At 59.0% G+C, this 14953-nt stretch carries 13 protein-coding genes; 6 read left to right on the forward strand and 7 right to left on the reverse strand.

Annotation, left to right across the window (positions count from 1 at the left end; translation table 11 throughout):
* Nucleotides 1-92: 92 nt before the first annotated feature.
* Entirely contained in the window at nt 93-488 is a 396-nt protein-coding gene (locus PVZ77_RS16195; protein WP_273807562.1) for a hypothetical protein, read from the forward strand.
* A gap of 487 nt (nt 489-975) precedes the next feature.
* Here the strand turns inward: PVZ77_RS16195 and PVZ77_RS16200 are convergent, their stop codons facing one another.
* Nucleotides 976-2883: an ATP-binding protein gene (locus tag PVZ77_RS16200; RefSeq protein ID WP_273807563.1), complete on the reverse strand. Its 1908-nt coding sequence runs from the start codon at nt 2881-2883 to the stop codon at nt 976-978.
* A gap of 383 nt (nt 2884-3266) precedes the next feature.
* Here PVZ77_RS16200 and PVZ77_RS16205 point away from each other — a divergent pair, with 383 nt between their 5' ends.
* From PVZ77_RS16205 to PVZ77_RS16225, 5 genes are read left to right on the forward strand one after another with little or no spacing between them, the layout of a single operon-like run.
* Entirely contained in the window at nt 3267-3608 is a 342-nt protein-coding gene (locus PVZ77_RS16205; protein ID WP_273807564.1) for a TIGR03757 family integrating conjugative element protein, read from the forward strand.
* On the forward strand, nt 3605-4552 hold the full coding sequence (locus PVZ77_RS16210; protein ID WP_273807565.1) for a TIGR03756 family integrating conjugative element protein: 948 nt from the start codon (nt 3605-3607) through the stop codon (nt 4550-4552). Before PVZ77_RS16205 ends, PVZ77_RS16210 begins: the two co-directional genes overlap by 4 nt.
* Nucleotides 4553-4569: 17 nt before the next feature.
* Complete coding sequence (locus PVZ77_RS16215; protein ID WP_273807566.1) at nt 4570-5943, forward strand: integrating conjugative element protein; 1374 nt, start codon at nt 4570-4572, stop codon at nt 5941-5943.
* 2 nt (nt 5944-5945) lie between these two features.
* Complete coding sequence (locus tag PVZ77_RS16220) at nt 5946-6308, forward strand: hypothetical protein (RefSeq protein ID WP_273807567.1); 363 nt, start codon at nt 5946-5948, stop codon at nt 6306-6308.
* A gap of 9 nt (nt 6309-6317) precedes the next feature.
* Nucleotides 6318-7886 carry a conjugal transfer protein TraG N-terminal domain-containing protein gene (locus PVZ77_RS16225; protein WP_273807568.1) on the forward strand — a complete coding sequence of 523 codons (1569 nt, stop codon included), beginning with the start codon at nt 6318-6320 and terminating at the stop codon, nt 7884-7886.
* 29 nt (nt 7887-7915) lie between these two features.
* On the opposite strand, the gene PVZ77_RS16230 is transcribed toward PVZ77_RS16225, so the two are convergent.
* The 6 genes from PVZ77_RS16230 to PVZ77_RS16255 form a co-directional block, all read right to left on the reverse strand.
* Nucleotides 7916-8299, reverse strand: coding sequence for a DUF3742 family protein (locus PVZ77_RS16230; protein ID WP_273807570.1), 384 nt, complete (start codon nt 8297-8299; stop codon nt 7916-7918).
* Nucleotides 8300-8602: 303 nt separating this feature from the next.
* The gene (locus PVZ77_RS16235) at nt 8603-8968 is read right to left on the reverse strand and encodes a response regulator (protein WP_273807571.1); all 366 of its coding nucleotides are present in this window, start codon (nt 8966-8968) and stop codon (nt 8603-8605) included.
* Nucleotides 8969-9059: 91 nt separating this feature from the next.
* A complete protein-coding gene (locus PVZ77_RS16240; RefSeq protein WP_273807572.1) occupies nt 9060-9428 on the reverse strand; it encodes a response regulator in 369 nt (122 codons plus the stop codon).
* A gap of 93 nt (nt 9429-9521) precedes the next feature.
* A complete protein-coding gene (locus tag PVZ77_RS16245) occupies nt 9522-11564 on the reverse strand; it encodes a PAS domain S-box protein (RefSeq protein WP_273807574.1) in 2043 nt (680 codons plus the stop codon).
* Nucleotides 11565-11802: 238 nt separating this feature from the next.
* Entirely contained in the window at nt 11803-14265 is a 2463-nt protein-coding gene (locus tag PVZ77_RS16250) for an ATP-binding protein (protein WP_443218017.1), read from the reverse strand.
* 177 nt (nt 14266-14442) lie between these two features.
* Nucleotides 14443-14691, reverse strand: a complete 249-nt coding sequence (locus PVZ77_RS16255) for a hypothetical protein (protein WP_273807577.1) — start codon at nt 14689-14691, stop codon at nt 14443-14445.
* Between the last annotated feature and the right edge of the window lie 262 nt (nt 14692-14953).

A 14953-nucleotide genomic window follows, 5' to 3' on the forward strand; every position in this document is an offset into this window, starting at 1 on the left:
CAGCCGCCTCACCCATCTGTTGCGGATGATCGATGCCGAGATGCAACGCCGCGATACCCCGCACCACCGCCCACCAATGCCAGGCAACGCCGATGAGCAATCCCGCTGATACCTCCCTCCCCCGTGTGACCGGTGAATTGACGAAGCTCAGGATCGTGTTTGAAGGCGGCAGCGCACTTCCGCCGATCAAGCTGGCACGAGTTACCCAGGAATCCAGTCACCAGTGGCTGTTCCGAGTGGGCGCCTATGAACATCAGGAGTCTTACTGCAGTGAGCAGGAGGCGATGCAGTCAGCGGAACGTCTGCTGTTCACCCTTTTCAGTAACATCGCAGATGACCAGCAGAAGGCAGCCCTTCGCCGCGGTGATACCGCCCTGGCCTTTCGCTTCGCTGAACGCCGTGGGTACTGGCAGGGCCGACAGGACGAAAAGCACCTGCACCAAGCTGCCGTCACCCGTGTCCTAGTGACGCTCAGATGTCTGACCTAAGTCAGTTCAATACCTGAAACTCATGGCAATCAGAGCCCGGCGTGAGGTGACGAGCATCAAATAGCAAGTGAAATTTTAGCTTGAGCGAAGCGTATACAGCTATGGCAAATTAGTCGCCATCACCAAGGGGCAGCCGATCAGAACTTTCATGAACAGCACACGCGAGCAGTGGACCCTTCAAAACTACATTGTAGCCTTCTTCCCTGCGGATTATTCAGTCAGCCTAAGCCAGAGCGATGTCGCTAGCAACTATCGCATTTTAACTGTCACTAAACGATCAACCCACTCAACCGCGCAGTATGAAGGTCCCCTGCACAACATACTGGATATGTGTTTCCTTAGCGAGCTCGCGTTAAAACTTATCAAGCAGACAAAGAAGACGACATAGCCACGACCAAACCACAGATTGCTACTAAAGCCCCGTCAAAGGTGATGGCCCAAGTTATGAAAGACCTACCCGCTACCGCAGTATAGACTTGCGCCCCATTCAGGCAGAAGGCGTAATCGGGCGCAGCATCGTATTCAGCCTCAAGATAAGGGTATCAATTGCAAACGGCTTCGTCAGGATAGCCATCTGTGCATCCAGCATACCGTTGTTAAGAACGGAATTTTCTGCATAACCAGTTATGAAGAGAACTTTTAACTCAGCTCGCTGCTTTCTCGCTGCGTCAGCCAACTTAGCACCATTTATTTCACCCGGAAGCCCTACATCTGTAATCAGCAGATCAATGGACGTATTGGAATCCAAAATCTTTAGCGCTGCGACGGCATCGCTAGCCTCAAGCACTGTAATCCCCATTTCGTCGAGAGCCTCGGTTAGAAGCATCCGAATGGCCGGCTCATCTTCAACTACAAGTACGGTTAAACCAGCAGGAAAATCCCTTTGGACTATGATGGTCTTCCTCTCTAGTTCTCCTGACGTCGCATGATAGCGGGGTAGATACAAGGTCATTGTCGATCCTTGACCGACCTCGGAATAGGCCTTGACCTGCCCGCCGGACTGCCGAACAAAACCATACACCATCGACAAGCCCAAGCCAGTGCCCGACCCCACTGGCTTCGTGGTAAAGAAAGGGTCGAAAATTCGCTGTATGGTTTCTGCCGACATGCCGACACCGGTATCTGTGACAGATATGCTGACATACTGACCAGCCGGCATATCCCGCTCGAACGCACTGCGCTCGTCTAGCCAAGTATTAGCCGTTTCGATCGTCAAACGACCGCCATCGGGCATTGCGTCCCGAGCGTTAATAGCGAGGTTTAATAGCGCGTTATCCAACTGATGCGGATCGCAGAAACAGTTCCATAGAGCGATCCCTGTCACCACCTCAAGTTGAATGTGCGGCCCTAGAGTTCGGGCGATAAGCTCCTCCATGTCACGTACGAGACGATTGATATCCGTTGCGGAGGACGCTAGCGTTTGTCGGCGAGCATAGGCGAGCAGACGATGTGTCAGCGACGACGCACGCTGTACGGCACTTTGCGCAACGCCGACGTAGCGCTCTAAGTCATGAACCCTACCTTGCTTCACTCTCAACATCATGAGCTCATGGCTACCGCCAATCGCTGTGAGAAGATTATTAAAGTCGTGCGCAATTCCGCCGGTGAGTTGCCCTATAGCTTCCATCTTCTGACTTTGTCGAAGCTGCTGTTCAGCTGCATCCAGAGCGAGCCGGTGTCGTTTAACTTCGGAAACGTCACGAACACAGGCATAGTACAGACCGTTACTCACGACAATACGCCATGAAAGCCAGCACTTTTGGCCCGCTCTGTTTTGCGCCTCAATTTCTACCTGGTTGATATCATTCCCGGAGACCACATCGTCCAGTAGTCGCTCAAGATGATGGGGATCGATCACCGCTCGAAAATGCCCTGCTAGCAGTTCTGCTTCACTCCACCCTAAGGTCTCTTGCCAGGCAGGATTGACGGCGATCAGCTCTCCATGGCTATTGAGCACGCCGAGCATGTCCGGGGAAATTGACCATATGGAATCTCGCTCTTCTGTCGTATGAAGGACTTGGCGCTCGAGCTCATCACCTGTCTGGAACAGCAACTCCAAGCTGCGCCGGAATAGTGCGCACACTACTGCCATGGTGCCGCTGACTAGTGCAAAAGATAAATTATTGACAACCTGACGTTGAGTGAACTCGAATGAGAAAGGCGTCCCTACGAAAAAGTATTCTGCACTCGCGGTAGCGACGATCGTCGAGAGAATCGCCGGCCCGACCCCAAACCAAAAGCCATTGATCATTAGAAAGGGAATGAAAAAGAGGTAGGGCAGCATGAAGGGAGGTAACTGCATCCTGAGTGCTGTACAGCTACCCACAAGCGCTAGGGCTAGCAGGTAACGGACGGATATAGGAATGCGGATGGCTAACAGCTTGAACAGCAGCATCAGGACCGGCGACGAAACGAAAGGCACTGTGGCTCCCGGATTCCGAAATGGAGTCCAAAGGTGGTGGTGAAAATTCGCGCGATAATAGCTTCGGCGAAACGGTCGTGGGTGGGCTGTCGTCGGCCTGAATAACCATTCGACGGACAGCAAACTGCGGCTACCCACCTTTTGACCCGTCTTGTGCTGTTGCGAAATCTAACCTCCAGGCACCCAGATACGGTTTCCCACTGACCCAGCTCTACTGATGGCGTCTCCTGTACCAGCCATCCCTTTGCCTGGTACTGCGCATGTTCCCTCTACTCTCCCGCTCGCTAGCTGGGCCGCCGCTCCGCTGGCTGATCTATGCATTCGCCACCTGCAGCACGCCCCTTGCGGTGGCTGACGTGCTGGCCATCACCAACGCCGCCCACCCTCTGACCAATAGCGCTGGGGCTCGCGTTGTTTTGCTGGATGCCTCCGAGCGTCTCGAGCAGCAGCTCTCTGAAGGTCTGCCGGCGGACCCGCGGCAAGCCGCAGCCATTACGCAACAGCGGATGCGTTCGGCGTCGGCGCAGCAGCTGGGCCGTGACCTGGCCAAGGCGCACCAGGATGTCGCTGACGTCTGGAGCCTGGGCGTCACGAAGCTTCCTGCCGTGGTAGTCGATCGCCGGTATGTGGTCTACGGCCAACCCAACGTGGCGGCCGCTGTGGCCAGCATTGAGCGCTTCCGGGGCACTGGACGATGACGCCGCGTCTGCAGCACCTACGGCGCCTTGCCTTGGCGATCCCGCTGACCACCAGCCTGCAGGCCACCGCGGCGGTCACCACCGCGACCATTGTGTCGTCCTCACTCTCGCCCGACTGCCTCGAATACAAGGTGGTCGGCATCTGCTACTGGCTGTTCTGCACCCCTTACGGCTGCAAGGTGAAGACCTCGGCCAAGGTACGGCACTTCGTGCCCGATGCCGTGGTGTCCAGCTACGCCAATACCGGCGAGAACCCTTGGACGGAGATGGCTTCGTTCAGCCCCGTCAGCAGTGTCGCCGCCGGCGGCAATGACCCAGGCGACAGCGCGACTCAGGCGAACGCCACCGTCAGCGCCAGGTTCAAGAACGCCGACGTCATCGGCCACCCGGGTGGCTACGCCTTCAGTCAGTTCGCCAGCGGCTCCGGCTACACATGCAAAGGCGCCGGTACTGCCTACATGCCCTACCTGCTGAGCAACTACGACTACCTGGCTTGGCGGTACGGCATTCCCGAGGTCGTGTACCCGGAGGCCCTCATTCCGGGCAAGCGCGAAGTGGGCGGCACCTTGTCCGGCGACCTATGGGGCAACGTCTATCCGCGCAGCGGCTTCCTGCATCAGCCCGACGACTACAAGGCCGCGGCGGTCATGGCCCAGCGCGCAGGCGATGTGGTCACGCGCTCTGGCCAGATCCACGTCTACCAGTCACTGCTGGCCCAGCCAGAAGACGGCTACTGGCCCGCTGGTGAGCTGCTTGAGGGCGATGCCACCACTGGCAAGTGGCAGGAGCTTACGCCCACGCTGAGCCAGAGCTGCGCTGCCTTTCCCAACCCAGGCCCTCACGTCCAAGACGCCGTGGGCGCCCATGCCTGGGCGCTGTGGCGCCCCTACAGCTGCTGCAAGCGTGAAGGCCAGGTCTTCCTGGGCAGCACCGACTTTCAATGATCAGGGAGCCGTCGATCATGAGCACCACTCGCCTCACCCTACTGGCCAGCACCTGCCTGGCCGGTCTTCTTCTCGGCAGCGCTATCCAGGCGGCCGAGCCCTACCGTGTGCAGTCCCAGGGCAGCGTCATCGGTGACGACGTGCTCTACAGCATCGGCGGCGGCAATGCCGTGTCGATGGGCAGCGTCGGCAACATGGACAGCATCCAGATTGGTGGTGGCTGGAACACCAACCTGATCTGCGGAAACATGAGCCTCACCAATACCCTGCAGAACCAGCTCAACGGGGCCACTCAGGGCTTCCAGACCATCATGAGCTCGGTGCTGCAGAACGCCACCGGCGCCGTCGCTTCCCTGCCCGGCCTGATCCTGCAGCGCGCCAACCCGGGCCTGTACAACCTCATCACCAACGGCATCGGTCAGGCGCGCCTGGATTTTGATCGCTCGAAGGGCACCTGCCGCGCCATCGCCGACAAGATGCTCGATGTCGCCGGCGGCCAGGTCGGCTGGAACAAGCTCGCCGAGGGCGAAGCGATGAAGTCGGCAGCCGCCGGCACCACTGACGCCGTCGCGGCCATCAACCAGGTCGAGCAGAAGAGCGGGAACGAGGGCGTGACCTGGGTCGGCGGAAGCAAAGCCGGCGGCAGTGGCCAGCAGCCCATCAAGGTGGTCGGCGACGTCACCAAGGCCGGTTACAACATGCTCAGTGGCCGGTCGCCTACCAGCACTGGGAGCATACCTGCCAGCAGCTGCAACGGCGGACTCGTCTGCAGCACCTGGTCGTCGCCGCAGGAGGCCGGAACCTTCGCCACCCGGGTACTGGGCGAGCAACAGCAGCAGACCTGCGACAACTGCCAGAAGACCGTGACCCAGGCCGGGGTGGGGCTCACCCCGCTGATTCAGGAGACCTACGACACCAAGCTCAAGGCGGTGAATGCGCTGATCGCCGGCACCCAGCCGATGACGGCCGAGAACTTGGCCGCTGCCGGCAGCAACTCGATCCCAATCACCCGCGGCATCATCGAATCGCTGCGTACCGAGCAAGACCAGGACGTGCTGGCCAAGCGGCTCGTGTCCGAGGTCTCCCTGGCCGATGTCATCGAAAAGGCGCTGTCGCTAGTCCGTACCCTGGCCGCTGGCCGCCAGGAGCCCAATGTGGCCGCCAACCAGGTCGCCCAAACGCAGGTCGACCAGAACGCCGCCAACCTGCAGGCCGAGATCCAGAACCTCAAGACCGAGCTGGACATGCGCCGGGAACTGGCCGGCAACTCGCCGACCACCATCCTGCAGCGCGCCTCGATCCGCAAGGACGCCTCCAAGGGCATCTTCCAAGGCGATCCGCTGCCGAATCGGATGGATCGCACCGAGAATCCGGCGAAGAAAGGCGAGTGACCATGACGACTTCCTCCTGGTCTCGCCGCGCCCAAGCGGTACTCAGCTTCGGTCGGCGCGGTTTAGGCCTGACCTGGTCACTGCTGTGGCCCTTCCTGCTGGCGGTAGCTATCGCCCTGGGCTTCGTGCTTGTGACGGCCTGGGGCTTCGGCGACCTGCAGAGCTACCGCCAGTGGCAGGCCGAGCATCGTGGCCACTTCCTGGTGTGGCGGCTGTGCCTGTACGCCGGACTGATCTGCTGCTGGTGGCCGGTGAGACGCCGACTGATGGCGGCGACTGATGAGCGTGGCCGTATCTATCGCTGCGAGGCGTTGGCCCTGGCGGTCATCAGCCTCTTTGAACTGCGCAACGCTGATGTGCTGTAGGAGATCGCCATGCAGCTGTATACCAACGACTACCTCGAGTACTACCTGACCCTGGTGGGCTGGATCATCAACAGCGGCATCTGGGAGATGATCGGCGGCACTGGCCTGTTTGCGGCGCCGTTCGCTGCCATCATCATCCAAGAGTGGCTCCGCGCCCGCGGCGAAGGCCAGGACGAGGGCAACAAGGGGGCCTTGAGCCTGGCGCGCATCGAGAACCGGTTCTTCGTGGCCTTGGTCGTCATCATGCTCGGCCTGATGCCACTCCCGAATGCGAATGTCAGCTTCTCGACTATCCAGTACGACCAGACTCGGTCAAAGCAATGCCAGGTCGATGTGCCCAAGCCGGACGGAACGGGCTGGGGCACGTCGTTCAGCACCCTCAACGGCAAGAGCGCCCAGGTGCCGGTCTGGTGGATGGTGGTCCACGCCCTGTCGAAAGGCATGGCGGCCGGTGCCGTGGCCAGCATTCCCTGCGGTCAGGATCTGCAGCAGCTGCGCATGGAGGTCAACGCTGAGCGGATCGACAATCCCCTCCTCGCCCAGGAGGTCGCCGACTTCACCAACGACTGCTACGCCCGGGCTCGCGCCAAGCTGTTCATGACCCAGCCCACCCTGACCGACAAGCAGTACCTGGACGTCAGCTGGATCGGCTCGAAGTACTTCCTCAACACCAGCGGCTACTACAGCGATGGCAGCTCGGGCTTCCGCTCCCATACCCCGCGTACGGCATGGCCCTACGATGCTACCCGGGACGCGGGCCTGGCACAGACCACTGGCGGCGGTGGATACCCTACCTGCACCCAGTGGTGGTCGGACGGCTCCAAGGGCCTTAGAGCACGACTGCTGGCACAGGTGGAGCCGGACATCCTCACCAAGCTGGCCAAGTGGGCAAGCTTCATGTCTCAGGACGAGGTGAATGACTCAGTGATTCGGGATCTGGTGTCTCCGAAGAAACAGACGCTGACGCAGGGGCAGGTCTACGGGGACTACGGCGGCCAGATCGGCAGCTCGCTTTACAACGACGCCGCCAGGGTTACGGCTGGCCTGGGACAAGCGGTGGGCTCGCTCGCCTATTTCCCGGCCATGGACAGCGTCCGGCAGGCCGCACCGATGGTGATGGCCTTCCTCAAGATGGCCTTCATCATCTGCATCCCCATCGTGCTGGTACTGGGAACCTATGACCTCAAGGTGGCCATGACACTCACGTTTGCCCAGTTCGCACTGATCTTCGTGGACTTCTGGCTGCAATTGGCGAGGTGGGTCGACAGCACCATTATGGACGCGCTGTATGGCACCGGGATCTACAAGGTCAACAACACCGCGCCGCACGCCAACTTCGACCCGATCATCGGCCTGAGCAACATGCAGGGTGACATGCTGTTGAACTACGTGATGGGAGCTATGTTCTTGATCCTCCCTGCCTTTTGGATAACTGCCCTTTCATGGGCAGGCGCCAACTTAGGAGGGATGATTACCGGGCTGGCAGAGGGTAGTAAATCGGCCAAAGCAGAAAGCGGAACGGTGGGTAAACAAGCTGCGAATAGCGCTGTTGCGGCGGCTAAGGCAGGGAGGGAGTAGCGAGAGTGAGACAGGCAGCAAGCTGCCTGTCATTTTCCGTAGTTGTCGTCTCTGTGGCCAAAAGAATCATAGTGACCATAGCCAGCATCACCATCACGCCACTCACCGAATTTGCCAGTACCGTACGCACTCAGCGCATCTTCTGCCTCGCCCTGATGGGGACCGGCAATCAAAGCGGCGGCCGCAACAACTGCCATCACACCGATCAGAACAAAGAACAAAGTTTTGGCAGCAACTATTAGTGCAACTACAGCTAGTGCTAAACGAAGTCCCCACTTCACAATCGTCATGGCACCCGAGCTGAATCCAACTGAGGCGATCAGTAGGCACACTCGCGATTCGCCACGCAGGTAGAGCGAAGCGGATTGTCCCAGAATTTTGCCTACGAATTTGGCAAAAACTGCACTGGCCATGGAGCAACTCTCTCAAAAAATAACAGATTGCGTTATGACATCACTTATACGCCCCAGCTCACTAGCCTGCAACAGCTTTATCGTGCTAAGCCCTGCCGAAATTTGAGCAATCTGTCACATGAATCAAGGGGTTAGGAGCGTAAATGGGCTGGAGCAAAGGAGGGAATGGAAGGGGGCTTTAAGGGTAAAAGCCCTACCAGAAAGGGCTCCGCCGTTGGTGAAGTGACCCCCGAAAGCTGGCTGCGGAGGGTGCAGTCCTGTCGAATACCGTATGGCAACAGCAGCGATCCGTGATGGCGATAGCTAGTTGAGCACTTGCCGAATCGCTGCTTCGAGATCTTCGAATAGCCAAGGCTTCTGCAGAAAAACGACATGCGCCGGAAGTTCTGCACTGATCGTGTACTCACAACCTGACGTAATAATCGTCGGCATATCCGGCCAACGGCTTAAAAGCATCTGGGCCAGCTCCGCTCCTTTGAGCTGTCCGGGCATCAGGTGGTCGGTGATCAGCAAGTCAGGACGCAAACCGCCGAGGACAGCAACCAACGCATCATCGCCAGTGGTGAAGTGATGCAGTGTCGCTCTGCTGTCCGCGAGAAAGTCATCCAGAATCTGACCCAGCATCAGATTGTCTTCCACCACCACAATACGTAAAGACGTAAGGTTCACTATCAGCTGCTCTAGGGTGAGGTCAGTCGGCCATTTTAGCAGGAGCTGTGAAGGCTTGCTTCATCACTGGCGTCGGCTATGTCAGCAGCCACTACGCCGCCGGCAATCGCTTACGAATGACTTCTTCGATCTGCTGATAAGTCCAGGGCTTGGCGATGAAGGTCGCGTTAGGCGCTAGGGCGTGATGCTGGGTACCACTGTAGCCGGACGTGACCACCACTGGCAGTGCTGGCCAACGAGCGGCTACGATCTTCGCCAGGTCGAAGCCGCTGAGCCGCCCGGGCATTAGCACGTCAGTGACCAAGAGAGCGATTTCGTCTGCATGCTGTTCTAGGTATGACAAGCCATTATCGGCCCGGTCAGCCGTTACCGCGGTGGCCCCCATGTCGGCAACGATTTCCGACAGCAGCAATAGCAAAAGCGGCTCGTCGTCGACGACCAAAATCTGAAGTGGGAGCAAAATTAATCACTTGAAGGCAACAGCCGACATATTGGATGGCAAGGATCAGTAGACCTTCCGATGCTGGTGCCGTTGCTACGAGTTGACAGGTGGTCAACTATCGAGCACCTGCCTGACCTTGATAGCCAGGTCCCTGAGAGTGAAAGGCTTGGGCAATAGGGCGACCCCCGGATCGAGCGTCCCATGATGGACAATCGCGTTACGGGTGTAGCCTGTCGTGTAGAGCATCCGCATGGAGGGCTGGGACAGGCCGATCTGATCACCCAGCTGGCGCCCCGTCATCTCCGGCATGACAACGTCAGTGAACACCAGAGAGATTTCAGGATGCTGGGTGAGCAGGTTGAGGGCCATCGCGCCACTGTCGGCATCAAGCACCTGATAACCCAGCTCAAGCAAGGATTCGACCGAAATGACCCGCACACGCGGATCATCCTCCACCACAAGGATCAGCTCGCCTTCCTTGGCGATCGGAATGACATCGGTCGACGCGTCAAAGCGCTCAACGGGCTTGGCGTCGCCACGATAGCGCGGGAGGTAGATCTTGACCGCCGTGCCATGTGCCAGCTCACTGTAGAGCTTGATGTGCCCTAGGGATTGTTTGACGAATCCATAGACCTGCGACAGCCCAAGGCCTGTGCCTCGCCCTACCTCCTTGGTCGTGAAATAGGGCTCAAACACTCGTTCAAGCGTCGCGTCATCAATACCTGTCCCGGTATCCGTTACAGCGACCAGGACATACTCGCCCGGCTCGATGTGATGTTGGCTTGCGTAGTAATCGTCGATGTAGGCGTTGCCCGTTTCAACGGTGATACGCCCCCCGTTTTCCATAGCGTCCCGGGCATTTACGCACAGGTTGAGGATGGCTTGCTCCAGGCTACCGATATCGGCCTGGGTCAGCCACAGCCCAGCGTGCCGGACGAATTCCACCTGATAGGCACTGCCTAGGGTTCGCTGCAACATGCCTGAGAGGCCGGTGACCAATCGATTGAGATCGACCGGCTCCGGCGACAAGACTTGCTGACGAGAAAAGGCCAGCAGCCGATGCGTGAGTTCCGCAGCGCGGGTAGTACCTTCCAAGGCCAGATCAGCATAGCGATCCACCCGGGTGTCGCCCCGCTGTAACCGGGCTTGCAGCATGTTCAAGCCGCCCATGATGACGGTCAGCATGTTGTTGAAGTCGTGGGCGATACCACCGGTGAGTTGGCCGACCGCCTCCATCTTTTGAAGCTGGCGCACCTGATCCTCGGCGGCCTCGCGGGTATGTCGTTCATCGCTTAAATCTTGGCGTGTTCGATCCAGTGCGACTTCCTGGCTGACGTTGACGGACCGTAGCGCTACGGCGTCCTGCTCGAACCGAGTGGAGCGACTCTGTATCGCATCGACGTCCGTACAGCTCGAGAACCAGCGGATGACTTCTCCCTCTAGATTGCGGATGGGCAAGGCACGGCACAGGCACCAGTGTGGCCCCTCACCTACGGTCTGCATCTGGAAGGTAGCCTCCCAGTCGCGCTCGTCAGCCATCGCCTGAGCGCGCTCGGCAACGATGTGCTGTCGCGCTTCCTCAGCGATAAGTGAGTGCCAGCCATTGTTAACCAATTGCTCGGTCGAAAGGCCGGAGAATGTCTCCCATTGAGGGTTGAAATAGAGATCGCGGCCCTGGACGTCCGAGATCCACACCAGTTGAGGGATGCTCTCTGCGAGCTGCTGGAATTGCTGAGCCAGCTGTTCCGTGTGCAATTGCCGGCGCTGCTCCGCTTCGACCCGATCCGTCAGGTCACGGATGACTTTCACTACACCCACGAAATGCCCCTCGTCCCACATGGGCATCATCAAGCCACTGGCCCAGAAGCGCTCGCCGTCGGCGCGCAGGTGCCAGCGATCATCAATGGCTCTTCCCTGACTGACCGCCAAGCCAATCTCGCGCTCTGGCACCCCCATATCACGGTCTTCAGCGGTGAAGAACCGGTGCATGGATTTCCCCAGCATCTCGTCCCGTGACCACCCCAGAATCTGGTGAGCGCCGGCGCTCCAGTCCGTGATCCTGCCGGTCATATCACCCACGACGATGGCGTAGTCCAGCGCGCTGTCGAGTACAAGACGACTGGAGCGCTCGGCGCGATCGAGCCGCTTGCGCAAGTCAGCGTTTTCCCGCCGCAATTCGTCGAGAGAGAGAGCGTTTCGATCCGAAGCCAAAGAAAGCGCCTTGTCAGCGAGTGACGGCTAAAGTTGAAGGTGCACCAACCGGCAGCGCTGCGAAGCCTGATACCGGCATGCTTGACGGGGCAGCTCAAGCGCAATATCGCCTGAACGCGGTCAGATTAAGATGATTATTAGGGGTTGCCAATGCCACTGTCTTTACTCGACGGCATCTGCATCATGGCGGCGTCCCGATGAGCTCCCGCATGCGCGCGGCCAAGACGTCCATAGCGAAGGGCTTGGTCAGCACCGACATGCCCGGTTCCAATTGGCCGTTGTTGAATAGCGCATTCTCGGCAAAGCCGGTGATGAACAGGACCTTGAGATCAGGTCGACTGGTCCGTGCAGCATCGGCCATTTGCCGGCCATTCATGCCACCCGGCAGGCCGACGTCGGACACCAGCAAATCAATGCGCACATCCGACTCCAGCACCTTGAGTCCGGAGATACTGTCGGCGGCTTCAATCACGACGTAGCCCAACTCCTCCAGTACCTCTGTAACCAGCATGCGCACCGTGGGCTCATCGTCTACCACCAACACGGTTTCACCCGTACGCGCGGTCTCACGCTCGCCGAGATGACCTGCTATGACGTCAACATCAGCTTTGCCGACATACCTAGGCAGGTAGATGCAGACCATGGTGCCATCGCCTTCCTCGGAGTAGAGGCGAACCTGGCCTCCAGATTGTTTGGCGAATCCATAGATCATCGATAGGCCCAGCCCCGTCCCCATGCCCAACGGCTTGGTGGTAAAGAAGGGGTCGAAGGCTTTGGCCATAGTAGCCTTGGACATGCCCGAGCCATTGTCCGAAACACACAGCGACAGGTACTGACCGGCCGGAATGTCGTGCATTTGGCCACCGCGTTGATCAATCCAGCGATTGCCCGTTTCGATGGTGATCTTGCCACCGCTGGGCATGGCATCCCGCGCATTGATACAGAGGTTGAGCAGGGCATTTTCTAGCTGCGACGCATCAACCAGCGCCGGCCACAGCCCGGCGGTGCCGACGCTTTGCACCTCGATAGCGGGCCCGACCGTACGCTGAATGAGGTCGAGCATACCGCTGACCAGCTGATTGATATCGGTCGGTTTGGGGGCGAGCGTCTGCCGACGCGAAAAGGCGAGCAGGCGATGAGTCAGCGCCGCGGCGCGCTTCGTGGCGGCCTGGGCGGCTGCGAGGTACCGATCCAGCTCATTGACTCGGCCTTGGCTGATCCGCGCGGCCATCAGTTCCAGTGATCCTGAGATGCCGGCCAACAGGTTGTTGAAGTCGTGAGCCAATCCACCCGTCAGTTGGCCGACTGCCTCCATCTTTTGCGCCTGACGCAGGGCTTCTTCGATCTCACGCTGGTCAGTCAGGTCGCGGCCGACAAAGTGAAATAGCTCGGTACCAGGGTCAGGCGCTGCGGTCCACATGATGGTGCGCCGCTCACCCTCACGGGTGATGACGCGGTCTACGAAGCCCGTGATGGTCTCGCCTTGAGCCAACCGCTCTAATACCTGTAGCGCGCCAGGGTGATCCTCGGGATCTACAAAATCGATCAAGGGACGACTCAGTAGCTCGCTCTCGCTCCACCCCAGCAGCTGCTGCCAGGCCGGGTTTACGATCTTGAGGTAGCCTGCCAGGGTCGCGCTACCCATGAGGTCGTTGGTGGTTTCCCAGACCCGGTTACGCTCGCGGGTGCGGTGTAGCACCTGTTGTTCCAGTGTCGCATTCAATGCCTGCAGGCGCTGCTCGGCCCGCCGGCGCTCGACGGCGTAGCGCGTCAATTCAGCGATATCCTTGACGAAGGCAATCTCCTCCTCTCGCCACTGCCGGGGATGCGCGCACACGACAAAAAACGCGGCGACAAAGCGGCCGCGCTCCATGATCGGAAAGTTAATCAAGCTCTGGACATTGATGGCCGAGAACTGAGTGACCTGATCGCGAGTGCGCGGATCCAATGCGACATCATGGATGACGACGGTCTGACCCCGGCGCAGATCCTCGACATAGGAGCCGTACTCCTCGAAGAGGTAGCGGCCGGCTAAGCGCGTGCCGCTGCCTGCCGTCCAGTCGCGCTCGACGTGGACATAAACGCCGTCCTCATCCATGACGGCATAGGCCGCGGCCTGAAGATCAAGCCGCGTTCCCATCACCCGAGCAGCCATCGCCGCCATGTCGAGCGGATCATCCAGATCTCGGATGCGGTCCTTGAATACGTTCAGAAAATCACGTGACTTGAGCCGATCCCGCTCTTCCTGGCCGGTCTGGATCTGCAGGCAAAGCTGCTGGTTGGCGCTCTCCAATGCTTGTTGCTGCTGAACCGGCCTCGTCGTTTCAATGCAGCCGCCTAGAAAGCCGCCTACCGTACCGTCATCCAGACGAATAGGAGTCCAGAAATAGGTGAAAAAGGCGTCTTCGGCGTAGCCCAGGCGCTGAAGCCGCAAGGGAAGATCCTTCTGCGTGAAGGCGTCACCGCCGTAGGCACGCGCGACCAAGGGCTCAAGCTCGGGCCAAACCTCCGGCCAAGCGTCTCGGAAGCTGTGGCCAAAAGCAGCTGGATGGCGCAAACCGAGAATAGGCGCACAGGCGTCGTTGTAGAGATAGGTAAGGCTATCCCCCCAAACGATGAACATCGGGCTGGCCGTGCTGATCATCAGGGCAGCACTGGATTGCAAGGACGCAGGCCAATCCTCGAGCCTCCCCAGCGGAGTAGCGGACCAGTCATGCTCGCGCAAGGCGGTGACCATCTCACTGTTAGGCAGATACGGAAGCGTGTGATCGAGCACGGTAATAGCTCTCGGGCGAGATGGATGATCAAGAAAAAAGCGGCTTCACAGCAAATCGAGCGACCCTAGGCGACGAGAGTGTCCCCGGTAGAGCCGGACGAGCACCAGGGTGAACGCTTGAAGATTTTCTGCGGCGATAGCTTGCACATCGTTCAAGGCGGACAGATAGGCAAGCGCTTGCCGAAAGTGCAGTTCAGGCCTCTTCAAATCAAGCGGCTGATCCCTGTAAGCGACAAAGCCCGCCATGGCAAAGGCTGCACGATCATTAGGTAAGGGAGGCAGGATCGGTGGCATCTATCAGCCGGCTTGCTGGCATGCGGCCATTGTGGTTATCGCGATCATCGCTTTCTTAGATAATAGCGCTACAGATCTTGTGGGTCGAATCCGAACGCGCCCGTCCACTGACGGCCCTCGGTAAGGTCACGTTTAGGTGCCAAGGGTGATCACTTCCCGCAGCTGTCTCGACAGCTTCGCCAATCGTGTTCACAAGCTGAGCACTTTTGAATCCATAGGGCTGCACTCCCCATGCCCAATCTGTGTCTATCAAAGCCTTTAC

This window comes from Pseudomonas sp. SHLD1 (assembly GCF_028640935.1).
Lineage (GTDB): Bacteria > Pseudomonadota > Gammaproteobacteria > Pseudomonadales > Pseudomonadaceae > Chryseomonas > Chryseomonas aestiva.